Consider the following 12,434-nt stretch of genomic DNA (forward strand, 5'->3'; position numbering starts at 1 on the left):
TATTAGTGAAAATATAAAGATAAAAAGATATAGTCACCGGTATTACAGAAGATACCAGTAACCACAAAATAAACAAAACTAATAAGTTACTACTAAATAATTATGCGCCTCAAAGTATATACATAGTATTCACTTGATGGCTGGCAGTAATAGGAAGTTGTTGTACCATAAATCCGCCCCAAGTGTTGTGAAAGTGAGTTCTCACGATCAGCACAACATTGTAGCGCATTCTTCAAAGAAAAGAAATATTCTCCAAGTTGCACACGTTGAATACGTGTTACAGATATTTGATGGCTTTGCGAGTTGTTCAATTCAGCCACAGGCTTACCTGGAAGATCCGGTGCGCTGATTTCCCCATGTTGTCTCATTGCATATGTAATAGCACGCTCCTGTTCATCCACCACTTTCGCGGTAGAAATATTGCCTGCTATGCTATGAAAAGCAACTGTCAGCAACAGAAACAATATTACCTTTACAAATTTTGCCATATTCACTTGCAAATATAACAGATTCTCTCTATGAAAAGTTCTATTAAGATATATTTTAATGTATCTTAGTATTAGTAAACGGCAGACAAACAAAAAAGGCTACCTATGAGGGTAGCCCTTTTTATATCTATAAGAATAACTGTAAAATTATTCAGCTGATTCAGCTTTTGGTTCTTCAGCCTTAGGAGCTTCAGTTGCAGGAGCTTCAACAGCAGCAGGAGCAGCTTCAGCAGATTTCTTCGAACGACGAGTACGAGTAGCTTTCTTAGCCACTTTTTCCTTAGCCATGTTTTCATTGTAGTCAACCAACTCGATGAAGCACATTTCTGCATTGTCACCCAAACGGTTACCAGTCTTGATAATACGAGTATAACCACCCGGACGATCAGCAATCTTAACAGAGATTTCTTTGAACAACTCTGTTACTGCAATCTTATCTTGCAAATTGCTAAATACAACACGACGAGAGTTCGTAGTATCTTCTTTAGACTTAGTAATCAAAGGCTCAACAAACTTTTTCAAAGCTTTCGCCTTTGCAACAGTCGTAGTGATTCTTTTGTGCTTGATCAAAGAGCAAGCCATGTTAGATAACATAGCGCTTCTATGAGAAGCAGTACGACCTAAATGATTGAATTTTTTATTATGTCTCATTTTTTATTCTTTATCTAATTTATATTTAGAAATGTCGGTTCCAAACGACAGATTCAGACTTTCCAGCAAATCATCAAGCTCAGTAAGCGATTTCTTTCCGAAGTTTCTGAATTTCAGCAGGTCAGTTTTGTTGAATTGTACCAAGTCACCGAGAGTTTCTACGTCAGCAGCCTTCAAGCAATTGAGGGCACGAACTGACAAGTCCATATCAACGAGTTTGGTTTTCAACAGCTGACGCATGTGCAGTACTTCTTCATCAAACTCTTCATTGCCATCAGTATCATTACTTTCAAGCGTGATCTTCTCGTCAGAGAACAACATGAAGTGATAAATCAGAATTTTTGCAGCTTCTTTCAGCGCTTCTTTCGGATGTATAGAACCGTCGGTACTAATTTCAAGTACTAGCTTTTCGTAGTCAGTCTTCTGTTCTACACGGAAGTTTTCTACAGCATACTTGACATTACGTATCGGTGTATAAATAGAGTCGATTGGAATTACATTAACATCCGTGCAATACTCGCGATTCTCATCAGCAGGTACATAACCACGGCCTTTGTTAATTGTAATATCAATCTGCATAGTTGACTTAGAATCTAAATGACAAATAACTAATTCCGGATTTAACACTTCAAATCCAGTCAAATACTTACCTATGTCACCTGCTTTAAATTCACTGGAATTCTCGACAGTGATGCTCACTTTTTCGCTCTCGAACTCTTCAACTACTTGCTTGAATCTCACTTGTTTCAGATTCAAGATAATGTTGGTAACATCCTCTTTTACTCCAGGTACACTAGAAAATTCATGCTCCACACCATCAATTCTGATAGTAGTGATAGCAAAACCCTCTAATGAAGAAAGAAGGATTCGGCGTAATGCATTACCTACAGTAATACCAAAACCCGGTTCCAACGGACGGAATTCGAATTTACCGAATCTGGAGTCCGCCTCCAACATTAATACTTTATCAGGTTTTTGAAATGCTAATATCGCCATGAAATTAATTATTATTTAGAATACAATTCAACGATCAAATGTTCTTTAATGTTCTCAGGAATGTCTGCTCTTTCAGGTATGTGCAACATTTTACCAACCTTAGAAGCTTCGTCCCATTCCAACCAAGCATACTTGCTGTGATTGAAACCTGCAAGAGAATTAGCAATTACTTCCAAAGATTTAGATCTTTCACGAACACCAATCAATTGTCCTGGTTTTACTGCAAATGAAGGGATGTTTACCACTTCACCATCTACAGTAATATGCTTGTGACTAACCAACTGACGAGCAGCAGCACGTGTAGGAGCAATACCCAAACGGAATACTACGTTGTCAAGACGGCCTTCCAACAATTGAAGAAGTACCTCACCGGTAATACCTTTAGCAGTAGCTGCTTTTTCAAACAAATTGCGGAATTGTTTTTCTAGAACTCCATAGGTGTATTTAGCTTTCTGCTTTTCACGAAGTTGCACACCGTATTCAGAAGTTTTTCTTTTTCTTGAATTACCATGTTGTCCGGGAGGATAGTTCTTCTTTGACAAAACTTTATCAGCTCCAAAGATTCCCTCACCGAATTTACGGGCGATTCTCGATTTTGGTCCAGTATATCTAGCCATTTCTTTTTAAATATTTAATTGTTTATTCATGAACTTAATTTGTTGCAGCCGCGATTACAGAGAGAAATTAAATGTAATCCAAAAACAAAATCAAGATCATTGTAAGTTAAAGGTAAATTAAACTCTACGTCTTTTTGGAGGACGACAACCATTATGTGGAAGCGGAGTTACGTCAATGATTTCAGTAACTTCGATACCAGCACCGTGGATAGTTCTAATAGCAGACTCACGTCCGTTACCTGGACCTTTCACATATGCTTTTACCTTTCTCAGGCCAAGATCAAATGCAATCTTTGCACAATCCTGGGCAGCCATCTGAGCTGCATAAGGAGTATTCTTTTTAGAACCTCTAAATCCCATTTTACCAGCAGATGACCAAGAGATAATCTGCCCTTCACTGTTTGCAAGAGAAACAATAATATTGTTGAAAGATGAATGAACATGCAACTGTCCATTAGCGTCTACTTTCACATTTCTCTTTTTAGCTGCAACTGTTTTTTTTGCCATATCAACAATTATTATTTAGTAGCTTTTTTCTTATTAGCAACGGTTTTCTTTCTACCTTTACGAGTACGTGCATTGTTCTTTGTGCTCTGACCTCTAACAGGCAGACCAATACGATGACGTACACCACGATAGCAACCAATATCCATTAATCGCTTAATGTTCAATTGGATTTCAGAACGAAGATCACCTTCCACTTTATACTCTGCACCGATAATCTCACGAATCTTAGCAGCTTGATCATCTGTCCAGTCTTTAACCTTCAGATCTTTATCTACACCAGCTTTATCTAAAATTTTTGCTGAACTACTGCGACCTATTCCATATACATAGGTCAACGCAATTTCACCTCTTTTGTTCTGAGGTAAATCTACACCAACTATTCTTATAGCCATATACTTAATTATTTTTTTTGCAAAAATAACAAATTATCCTTGACGTTGTTTATACTTAGGATTTTTCTTGTTAATAACATACAAACGGCCATTACGTCTAACGATCTTACATTCTGGCGTGCGTTTCTTTAATGATGCTCTTACTTTCATATCTTATTTTATTTATATCTAAACACAATTCTTCCTTTCGATAAGTCGTAAGGAGACATTTCGACTCTCACTTTATCTCCCGGCAAGATCTTGATGTAATGCATCCGCATCTTACCTGAAATATGTGCAGTAATCTCATGTCCGTTTTCTAATTCAACACGAAACATTGCATTTGACAATGCTTCAACTATAACTCCATCTTGTTCTATTGCAGATTGCTTTGCCATATTATATTGCTTTATCTCCTAAAACTTCTTCTATGAATTTGAATGAAGACAAAATATCAGCTTCACCAGCTCCAACAGCTATCGTATGTTCAAAATGTGCAGCACATTTACGATCTCTGGTCCTCACAGTCCATCCGTCACGTTCCATAATCACTTGCCGGTCTCCCAATGTTATCATCGGCTCTATCGCTATGCAAAGGCCTCTTTTCATCAAAGGTCCATATCCTCTTTTACCATAATTAGGCACTTGAGGATCTTCGTGCATCTCTTTACCGATGCCATGACCAACAAACTCACGCACTACACCATAAGAGTGAGACTCACAATATTGCTGAATAGCATACCCGATGTCTCCGATTCTTTTGCCTTGCACTGCGTTCTGAATGCCAATATATAACGCTTCTTTAGTCACCTTCAACAAGTTACGAACTTCTTCGTCCACCTCTCCTACACAAAAAGTATAAGCAGAATCACCACAAAAACCATTCATGTAAGTCCCACAATCCACTGATACGATATCGCCATCTTTCAGTACAATATCCCCGGGATTCCATGTACAACCTGTTCATTAACAGAAGTACAAAGAGATGCGGGAAATGGTTCTCCATATTGATTCGGGAATCCCTTGAAAGTTGGAGTTGCCCCATGATCTCTAATGAACTCTTCAGCAACTTTATCCAACTCACGTGTAGTCACACCAGGCTTCACCAGTTTGGCAACCTCTGCAAGAGTTTTACCAACAAGCAGGTTACTCTGACGGAGCAATTCTATTTCATCTTCTGTTTTAAGAAATATCATTTCTAATCTAAAGAATTAATATGCCGCTACACCAGCGCGTCCTTTAATACGACCAGATTTCAACAGACCATCATAGTGTCTCATCAACAAATGACTTTCAACCTGTTGCAGTGTATCAAGAACAACACCTACAAGAATTAACAAAGATGTACCGCCGAAGAATTGAGCAAATCCTGCTTGCACTCCGAATATACCGGCAAAAGCAGGCATAATAGCAACTAAAGCCAAGAAGAAAGAACCCGGCAAAGTAATACGAGACATTATATCATCAATATACTCTGCAGTTTTCTTTCCCGGTTTAATACCAGGGATGAAACCATTATTTCTCTTCATATCCTCAGCCATCTGAGTCGGATTAATTGTAATTGCAGTATAGAAATATGTAAATAATATAATCATTACCGCAAAAACAAAATTATACCAGAAACTTGTATGATCTGTAAACGCATGCAAGAAACCGCCCGCATCATTTACATTTGAAAAACCGATAAACGTAATTGGAATAAACATGATTGCCTGAGCAAAGATGATAGGCATAACACCAGCCGCATTCACTTTCAAAGGAATGTACTGTCTAGCACCACCATATTGCTTGTTACCAACAATTCTTTTTGCATACTGTACAGGAATCTTTCTTGTACCTTGTACCAAAAGAATAGCAGCACCAATCACTAATAACAAGAATACGATTTCAATTATAAACATGATCAAACCACCACTCTTATTTGCTACTCTGGATACAACTTCTTGCAACAAAGCATCAGGGAAACGAGCGATAATACCAATCAAGATGATAAATGAAATACCGTTACCAATACCTTTATCAGTAATTCTTTCACCAAGCCACAAAATAAACATACTACCTGCTGCCAAAATAATGGTAGAGGTAACCATAAACAGAGTCCAATCTAATGAAGCATTTAAGGAAGGGCCAGCCTGCATTTTAAGATTGAGCAAATAAGAAGGGGCCTGAACTAACAATATAGCAATCGTCAAATAACGAGTATATTGATTCATTTTTCTTCTGCCGCTCTCACCTTCGCGTTGCAGCTTCTGGAAATACGGCACAGCGATTCCCAACAACTGGATTACGATAGATGCAGAGATATAAGGCATGATTCCTAATGCAAAAATAGAGGCATTAGAAAATGCTCCTCCAGAGAACATATTTAACAAGGCTAAAAGGCCTTCACTTGTTTGTTCGTGCAATTTAGCCAGCATCGCCGGATTGATACCCGGTAATACGACATATGATCCGAAACGGTAAATTGCCACAAACAATATGGTGATGAGGATCCGCTGTCTCAGATCCTCAATCTTCCATATATTCTTTAATGTTTCAATAGCTTTTCTCATTGAATCAGAGTTTTACTACAGTTCCACCAGCAGCTTCAATAGCAGCAGTTGCAGTCTTAGAGAATGCATGAGCTTCTACTTCCAGCTTATTAGTCAGAGTTCCGTTACCCAATACTTTTACCAACTGATTTGAAGATATAAATCCTGCTTCGATAAAGTCGTTTACACCAACTTTTGCCAAGCTCTTAGCTTCAGCAAGTTTCTGGATAGTATCCAGATTGATGGCTTTATATTCTACACGATTAATATTCTTGAAACCAAATTTAGGAACTCGACGTTGAAGAGGCATCTGACCACCTTCAAAACCGATCTTCTTAGAGTATCCAGATCTTGATTTAGCTCCCTTATGACCTCTTGTAGAAGTACCGCCTAAGCCAGAACCAGTTCCACGTCCAATTCTTTTTCTTGTCTTAGTAGATCCCTCTGCAGGTTTTAAATTACTTAAGTTCATATTGTAATTTCGTTTTATTATTCAACAAATAATTACTTAACAATGGCAACCAAGTGTTTTACTTTATCTACCATCCCAAGAATTGAAGGAGTGCTTTCGTGTTCAACCACACGGTTCAGTTTACGAAGTCCCAGTGCATCAAGAGTTCTTTTCTGATCAGCTGGAGCACCAATTCTACTTTTAACTTGTTTAATCTTTATAGTTGACATATCTCCTCCTTATCCTCTAAATACTTTTTCAACACTAATACCTCTGTTCTGAGCAACCATTCTTGCATCACGCATTTCACTCAAAGCTTCGATTGTAGCTTTAACAAGGTTGTGCGGATTTGAAGAACCTTTAGATTTAGCCAAAACATCAGTAACACCAACACTTTCCAAAACAGCACGCATAGCACCACCAGCTACAACACCAGTTCCGTGAGATGCAGGTTTGATGAATACTTCAGCACCACCAAATCTAGCTGATTGTTCATGAGGAACAGTACCTTTCAAAATAGGCACTTTCACCAAGTTCTTTTTAGCTGATTCAACACCTTTAGCGATAGCAGCTGTTACTTCACCTGCTTTACCAAGTCCCCAACCAATGATACCTTCTTCGTTACCTACAACAACGATTGCAGAGAAACTAAAAGTTCTACCACCTTTGGTAACTTTAGTAACACGATTAATAGCAACCAATCTATCTTTCAGTTCTATATCGTTAGTAATCTTAACTCTATTATTAACTCCTGCCATAATGATTAAAATTTAAGTCCACCGTTACGAGCAGCATCAGCTACTTCTTTTACTCTCCCATGATACAAGTAACCATTACGGTCGAAAACAACAGTAGTTATACCTGCTTCCTGAGCCTTTTTAGCAATCATTTCACCCACTTTAGCAGCTTGTTCTTTTTTAGCAACTTTATCAGTCAAACCTAAAGAAGAAGCGGCAGCCAGTGTCTTACCAGAAAGATCATCGATAATCTGGACATAAATTTGCTTGTTACTTCTAAATACACTCATACGCGGACATTCAGTAGTACCTGAAATTTTGTTGCGTACTCTATATTTGATCTTAACTCGTCTTTCTATTTTTGTTGTCATAATAATCTAATTTTATATGAATTACTTAGCGCCGGCTGATTTACCAGACTTTCTACGAATTACTTCGCCAACAAACTTAATACCTTTACCCTTGTATGGTTCAGGCTTACGGAAAGAACGTATTTTAGAGCAAACTTGACCAAGCAATTGTTTGTCACACGATTCCAATATAATAAGAGGATTCTTATTTCTTTCAGACTTAGTTTCAACTTTTACCTCAGCAGGTAATTGAATGAAAATATTGTGTGTATAACCTAAAGCAAGCTCAATGATGTTACCTTGGTTAGAAGCACGATAACCTACACCTACAAGTTCCAGTTCCTTCTTGTATCCTTCAGATACGCCCACAACCATGTTGTGAACCAAAGAGCGATACAAACCGTGGAAAGCATGTTTTTGCTTCGGGTTATCAAGCATTTCTTTATCGTTTTCTGTTAAAGTTACGTGTCCGTCTTCAATGGCAACATTGATAGCAGGATTCACATATTGGCTCATTTCGCCTTTGGGTCCCTTTACGGTAACCACATTATCCTTCAGAGTGACTGTCACTCCAGCAGGGATACTAATGGGTAATTTTCCTATTCTTGACATTCTAATTCCTCCTAATTAATATACATAACACAAGACTTCACCACCGATCTTCAGTTCTGCAGCCTCTTTGTTAGTCATTACACCTTTGGAAGTAGATATTATAGCAATACCCAGCCCATTAATAACACGCGGCATATCTTTGTAACCAGTATACTTACGCATACCCGGAGAAGATATTCTTTCTAACTTTTTGATTGCGTTAACTTTGTTAACAGAATCATACTTCAAGGCAACCTTAATAGTTCCTTGAGGACCATCTTCTACAAACTTATAATTAAGAATGTAGCCTTTTTCAAAAAGAATCTTAGTGATTTCTTTTTTCAAGTTCGAAGCGGGAACTTCAACAACTCTGTGCTTTGCACCAATCGCGTTCCGCAACCTCGTTAAATAATCTGCTATTGGATCAGTCATATAAAAATAAATTAAATTAATCAGGACTACCCTGACAATATTTAAACAATAATTACCAGCTTGCTTTTTTACGCCTGGGATCAGTCCGTTAGATGCCATCTCACGGAACTGAATTCTCGAAATTCCGAATTGACGAATATAACCTTTAGGACGTCCAGTCAGTTTGCAACGGTTGTGCATACGAATCGGATTAGAATTCTTTGGCAACTCTTGCAACTTCTGTGCAGCTTCAAAAGCATCAGCAGGATCACCTGTTCTTACGATTTGCTTCAAAGCAGCTCTTCTTTCGGCGTATTTGGCTACTAATTTAGCACGTTTTACTTCACGTGCTTTCATTGATTCCTTTGCCATATCTATTAGTCTTTTTTAGCGTTTTTAAAAGGTAAACCGAATTCCTTCAGCAAAGCATAACCTTCTTCATCTGTTTCCGCAGAGGTTACAAAGGTAATATTCATTCCGAGAATTCTTGTAATACTATCGATATTTATTTCAGGGAAAATGATTTGTTCCTGAATACCAAGGGTATAGTTACCTTTACCATCAAACTTACTTTCGATACCTTTAAAGTCACGAATACGAGGAAGAGCTACACGAACCAATTTTTCAAGGAATTCGTACATTCTTTCACGACGCAAAGTTACCATAACACCAATCGGCATTTTTTTACGCAACTTAAAGTTTGCAATATCTTTACGAGAAATGGTAGCTACAGCTTTCTGACCTGTGATAGCTGTCATTTCATTGATTGCAACTTCGATAATCTTCTTATCAGCAACAGCCATACCTAACCCTTGATTGATAACAATCTTCTTAAGTACGGGTACCTGCATTGTAGAAGAATACTGGAACTGTGATTTCAATGCAGGTGCTATACGCTCTGCATATTCTTTCTTAAGACTAGCAGTATTACTCATTACTTAATCTCCTCTCCTGATTTTTTAGAATAACGCACTAAAGTTCCTTCCGAACTCTTTTTTCTCCCAATACGCGTTGCTTTACCAGTTTTTGGATCAACCGGATTCAAGTTTGAAATGTGGATAGAAGCTTCCTGCTTCACGATACCACCTTGCGGATTCTTAGCATTCGGTTTTGTGCTTTTAGATACCATATTGATACCTTCTACAAATGCACGTCCTTCTTTAACAAGAACCTTCAATACACGACCAGTTTTGCCCTTATCTTCGCCAGCATTTACGTAAACTGTATCGCCTTTTTTAATATGTAATTTACTCATTACTTAAATCTTTTACAAATTAAAGTACCTCAGGCGCAAGTGACACAACTTTCATGTTTGTAGCACGAAGCTCTCTTGCTACAGGACCGAAAATACGACTACCTCTAATTTCACCTGCATTATTCAACAACACGCAAGCATTATCATCAAAACGTATATAAGAACCATCAGGACGACGGATTTCTTTCTTTGTACGTACAATCAAAGCCTTTGATACTGCACCTTTTTTAACATCACTAGAAGGGATAACACTCTTCACTGAAACTACAATGACATCCCCCACTGAAGCATAACGACGGCCTGTACCACCCAAAACGCGGATACACAACGCCTCTTTCGCTCCACTGTTATCACATACTGTAAGTCTGGATTCTACTTGTATCATAATTACTTAGCTCTTTCAATTATTTCTACTAATCTCCATCTTTTAGTCTTGCTCAAAGGACGAGTTTCCATGATGCTTACAGTATCACCGATATTGCATTCATTCTTTTCATCGTGAGCATGGTACTTCTTCGTTTTACTAACGAACTTACCATATATAGGGTGTTTTTCCTTAAATTTGGCAGCAACTGTGATGGTCTTATCCATCTTATTGCTCAACACAACCCCTGTTCTTTCTTTTCTTAAATTTCTTGCTTCCATCAAGCTGATCATTTATTGTTAAGTTCTCTTTCGCGCAATTCTGTTTTCATACGCGCAATAGTCCTGCGTAATTGTTTGATTTGAGCAGGATTTTCCAAAGGAGAAATAGAATGATTGATAACCATTTGGTTATAATTAGCTGTTTCCGCCTCTACTCTTTCTACTAAATCATTAGTAGTCATTTCTTTTATTTCTGCAATTTTCATAACACTTACGCATTTTGATTTTGAATATCATAATCACGTCTTACGACAAACTTCGTTGTAATAGGAAGCTTTTGAGCAGCTAAGCGCAATGCTTCTTTCGCGATTTCGTAAGATACTCCTTCAGCTTCAATAATGATTCTACCTGGAGTCACAGGAGCCACAAATCCCTCTGGAGCACCTTTACCTTTACCCATACGTACATCGGCAGGTTTTCTAGTGATCGGTTTATCCGGGAATATACGGATCCAGATCTGTCCTTGACGTTGCATATATCTTGTTACTGCAATACGAGCAGCTTCGATCTGACGGCCTGTAATCCACTTAGTCTCCAAAGCCTTTATGCCAAAAGAACCAAAGGCCAGCTGGTTGCCTCTCTGGGCATTACCTTTCTGACGGCCTTTTTGTTGTCTTCTGAATTTTGTCTTTTTCGGTTGTAACATAGTTTCCTAAAATTCAAATTCGTTTAGCGATTATTTTTCTTTCTTTTGAAGTTCTTTCCGCCGTTGTTTCCACTATTGTTTCCACGACCACTTTCTTTGCTTTGTGTAAAGTTCGGAGCCAATTCTTTCTTACCAAACACTTCACCTCTACAAATCCAAACTTTGATACCTAAAAGACCTACTTTAGTCAATGCTTCTGCATGACAGTAGTCGATATCAGCTCTGAAAGTGTGCAACGGAGTTCTTCCTTCTTTATACATTTCAGAACGTGCCATTTCAGCTCCATTCAAACGTCCTGAAATCTGAATTTTGATACCTTCAGCACCCATACGCATTGTGTTTGCGATAGCCATTTTGATGGCACGGCGATAGGCAATTTTACCTTCAACCTGGCGAGCGATGTTGTTAGCAACAATCACGGCATCCAGTTCCGGTCTCTTCACTTCAAAGATATTGATTTGAATATCTTTGTCGGTAACCTTCTTCAACTCCTCTTTTAACTTATCAACTTCTTGGCCACCTTTACCGATAATAATACCCGGGCGAGCAGTGCAAACAGTAATAGTAACGAGCTTCAGCGTACGTTCAATTACGATTCTTGATACACTTGCTTTTGCAAGTCTTGCATTAAGATATTTACGGATTTTGCTATCTTCCAGCAAAGAATCACCGTAATCATTTCCACCATACCAGTTAGAATCCCATCCTCTGATAATTCCTAAACGGTTGCTTATTGGATTAACTTTTTGTCCCATCTACCTTAATTTTGATCTTCGTTATTACTTTTAGCACCAACGAACAATGTTACGTGATTTGAACGTTTGCGAATTCTATAACCTCTACCCTGTGGTGCCGGTCTCATTCTTTTGAGTGTAGCTCCACCATCAACAAAAATCTGTGTTACGAACAACTCGCCACTTTCCGCTTTACGTTCGTTTTTCTGTTCCCAGTTAGCAATTGCAGAGCGAAGCAATTTTTCCACTCTTGCAGCAGCTTCTTTTGAAGAAAATTTCAAAACACCAAGTGCTCTGTTCACTTCCATACCACGGATCATATCTGCAACCAGACGCATCTTACGCGGAGAAGTAGGAACATTTTGCAATTTTGCAAAATACATGGTCTTAAGGGCTTCTTTTCTCTTTTCAGCCGATATTTTTTTTCTTGCTCCCATTATTATTTATTACTTT

23 protein-coding genes and 2 pseudogenes are annotated in these 12,434 nt (G+C 38.2%); all 25 read right to left on the reverse strand.

What is annotated here, in order from left to right; genetic code table 11:
* Positions 1–92: 92 nt before the first annotated feature.
* Positions 93–488, reverse strand: a complete 396-nt coding sequence (locus tag NXX38_RS03265; RefSeq protein WP_099145770.1) for a hypothetical protein — start codon at positions 486–488, stop codon at positions 93–95.
* A 147-nt stretch (positions 489–635) separates the two neighbouring features.
* Positions 636–1,139 (reverse strand): 50S ribosomal protein L17, encoded by a 504-nt coding sequence (gene rplQ / locus NXX38_RS03270; protein ID WP_099145751.1) that lies wholly within the window; start codon positions 1,137–1,139, stop codon positions 636–638.
* Between the two features lie 3 nt (positions 1,140–1,142).
* A complete protein-coding gene (locus NXX38_RS03275) occupies positions 1,143–2,135 on the reverse strand; it encodes a DNA-directed RNA polymerase subunit alpha (protein WP_004296325.1) in 993 nt (330 codons plus the stop codon).
* A gap of 11 nt (positions 2,136–2,146) precedes the next feature.
* The gene (gene rpsD / locus NXX38_RS03280) at positions 2,147–2,752 is read right to left on the reverse strand and encodes a 30S ribosomal protein S4 (protein WP_004296326.1); all 606 of its coding nucleotides are present in this window, start codon (positions 2,750–2,752) and stop codon (positions 2,147–2,149) included.
* A gap of 117 nt (positions 2,753–2,869) precedes the next feature.
* Complete coding sequence (rpsK, locus tag NXX38_RS03285) at positions 2,870–3,259, reverse strand: 30S ribosomal protein S11 (RefSeq protein WP_004296327.1); 390 nt, start codon at positions 3,257–3,259, stop codon at positions 2,870–2,872.
* 11 nt (positions 3,260–3,270) lie between these two features.
* The gene (gene rpsM, locus NXX38_RS03290; RefSeq protein ID WP_004296328.1) at positions 3,271–3,651 is read right to left on the reverse strand and encodes a 30S ribosomal protein S13; all 381 of its coding nucleotides are present in this window, start codon (positions 3,649–3,651) and stop codon (positions 3,271–3,273) included.
* A 33-nt stretch (positions 3,652–3,684) separates the two neighbouring features.
* Entirely contained in the window at positions 3,685–3,801 is a 117-nt protein-coding gene (ykgO, locus tag NXX38_RS03295) for a type B 50S ribosomal protein L36 (protein WP_002558051.1), read from the reverse strand.
* An 8-nt stretch (positions 3,802–3,809) separates the two neighbouring features.
* Positions 3,810–4,028 (reverse strand): translation initiation factor IF-1, encoded by a 219-nt coding sequence (gene infA / locus NXX38_RS03300; protein ID WP_002558052.1) that lies wholly within the window; start codon positions 4,026–4,028, stop codon positions 3,810–3,812.
* 1 nt (position 4,029) lies between these two features.
* Positions 4,030–4,826: pseudogene (map, locus tag NXX38_RS03305) on the reverse strand (type I methionyl aminopeptidase).
* Between the two features lie 15 nt (positions 4,827–4,841).
* Entirely contained in the window at positions 4,842–6,182 is a 1,341-nt protein-coding gene (gene secY, locus NXX38_RS03310) for a preprotein translocase subunit SecY (protein ID WP_004296330.1), read from the reverse strand.
* A 4-nt stretch (positions 6,183–6,186) separates the two neighbouring features.
* A complete protein-coding gene (rplO, locus tag NXX38_RS03315; RefSeq protein WP_044655423.1) occupies positions 6,187–6,633 on the reverse strand; it encodes a 50S ribosomal protein L15 in 447 nt (148 codons plus the stop codon).
* Between the two features lie 32 nt (positions 6,634–6,665).
* Positions 6,666–6,842, reverse strand: a complete 177-nt coding sequence (gene rpmD, locus NXX38_RS03320; RefSeq protein WP_004296332.1) for a 50S ribosomal protein L30 — start codon at positions 6,840–6,842, stop codon at positions 6,666–6,668.
* Positions 6,843–6,851: 9 nt separating this feature from the next.
* Positions 6,852–7,370 (reverse strand): 30S ribosomal protein S5, encoded by a 519-nt coding sequence (rpsE, locus tag NXX38_RS03325; protein WP_004296333.1) that lies wholly within the window; start codon positions 7,368–7,370, stop codon positions 6,852–6,854.
* A gap of 5 nt (positions 7,371–7,375) precedes the next feature.
* The gene (gene rplR, locus NXX38_RS03330; RefSeq protein ID WP_004296334.1) at positions 7,376–7,720 is read right to left on the reverse strand and encodes a 50S ribosomal protein L18; all 345 of its coding nucleotides are present in this window, start codon (positions 7,718–7,720) and stop codon (positions 7,376–7,378) included.
* 21 nt (positions 7,721–7,741) lie between these two features.
* Positions 7,742–8,311: a 50S ribosomal protein L6 gene (gene rplF, locus NXX38_RS03335; RefSeq protein ID WP_004296335.1), complete on the reverse strand. Its 570-nt coding sequence runs from the start codon at positions 8,309–8,311 to the stop codon at positions 7,742–7,744.
* Between the two features lie 15 nt (positions 8,312–8,326).
* Positions 8,327–8,722: a 30S ribosomal protein S8 gene (gene rpsH, locus NXX38_RS03340; RefSeq protein ID WP_004296336.1), complete on the reverse strand. Its 396-nt coding sequence runs from the start codon at positions 8,720–8,722 to the stop codon at positions 8,327–8,329.
* Positions 8,723–8,785: 63 nt separating this feature from the next.
* A pseudogene (gene rpsN / locus NXX38_RS03345) lies at positions 8,786–9,073 on the reverse strand (30S ribosomal protein S14); the annotation flags it as partial.
* 5 nt (positions 9,074–9,078) lie between these two features.
* Positions 9,079–9,636 (reverse strand): 50S ribosomal protein L5, encoded by a 558-nt coding sequence (gene rplE / locus NXX38_RS03350; RefSeq protein WP_004296338.1) that lies wholly within the window; start codon positions 9,634–9,636, stop codon positions 9,079–9,081.
* On the reverse strand, positions 9,636–9,956 hold the full coding sequence (rplX, locus tag NXX38_RS03355; protein WP_004296339.1) for a 50S ribosomal protein L24: 321 nt from the start codon (positions 9,954–9,956) through the stop codon (positions 9,636–9,638). Before rplX ends, rplE begins: the two co-directional genes overlap by 1 nt.
* A 19-nt stretch (positions 9,957–9,975) precedes the next feature.
* Positions 9,976–10,341 (reverse strand): 50S ribosomal protein L14, encoded by a 366-nt coding sequence (gene rplN, locus NXX38_RS03360; protein WP_004296340.1) that lies wholly within the window; start codon positions 10,339–10,341, stop codon positions 9,976–9,978.
* A 2-nt stretch (positions 10,342–10,343) separates the two neighbouring features.
* The gene (gene rpsQ, locus NXX38_RS03365) at positions 10,344–10,613 is read right to left on the reverse strand and encodes a 30S ribosomal protein S17 (protein WP_004296341.1); all 270 of its coding nucleotides are present in this window, start codon (positions 10,611–10,613) and stop codon (positions 10,344–10,346) included.
* Positions 10,610–10,807 carry a 50S ribosomal protein L29 gene (gene rpmC, locus NXX38_RS03370; RefSeq protein WP_004296342.1) on the reverse strand — a complete coding sequence of 66 codons (198 nt, stop codon included), beginning with the start codon at positions 10,805–10,807 and terminating at the stop codon, positions 10,610–10,612. Before rpmC ends, rpsQ begins: the two co-directional genes overlap by 4 nt.
* 5 nt (positions 10,808–10,812) lie before the next feature.
* Positions 10,813–11,247 (reverse strand): 50S ribosomal protein L16, encoded by a 435-nt coding sequence (rplP, locus tag NXX38_RS03375; protein ID WP_004291234.1) that lies wholly within the window; start codon positions 11,245–11,247, stop codon positions 10,813–10,815.
* 23 nt (positions 11,248–11,270) lie between these two features.
* On the reverse strand, positions 11,271–12,002 hold the full coding sequence (gene rpsC, locus NXX38_RS03380; protein WP_004296343.1) for a 30S ribosomal protein S3: 732 nt from the start codon (positions 12,000–12,002) through the stop codon (positions 11,271–11,273).
* A 5-nt stretch (positions 12,003–12,007) separates the two neighbouring features.
* The gene (rplV, locus tag NXX38_RS03385; protein WP_004296344.1) at positions 12,008–12,418 is read right to left on the reverse strand and encodes a 50S ribosomal protein L22; all 411 of its coding nucleotides are present in this window, start codon (positions 12,416–12,418) and stop codon (positions 12,008–12,010) included.
* Positions 12,419–12,434: the final 16 nt, after the last annotated feature.

The sequence above is a fragment of the Bacteroides sp. BFG-637 genome (assembly GCF_024793605.1).
Taxonomy (GTDB): domain Bacteria; phylum Bacteroidota; class Bacteroidia; order Bacteroidales; family Bacteroidaceae; genus Bacteroides; species Bacteroides vicugnae.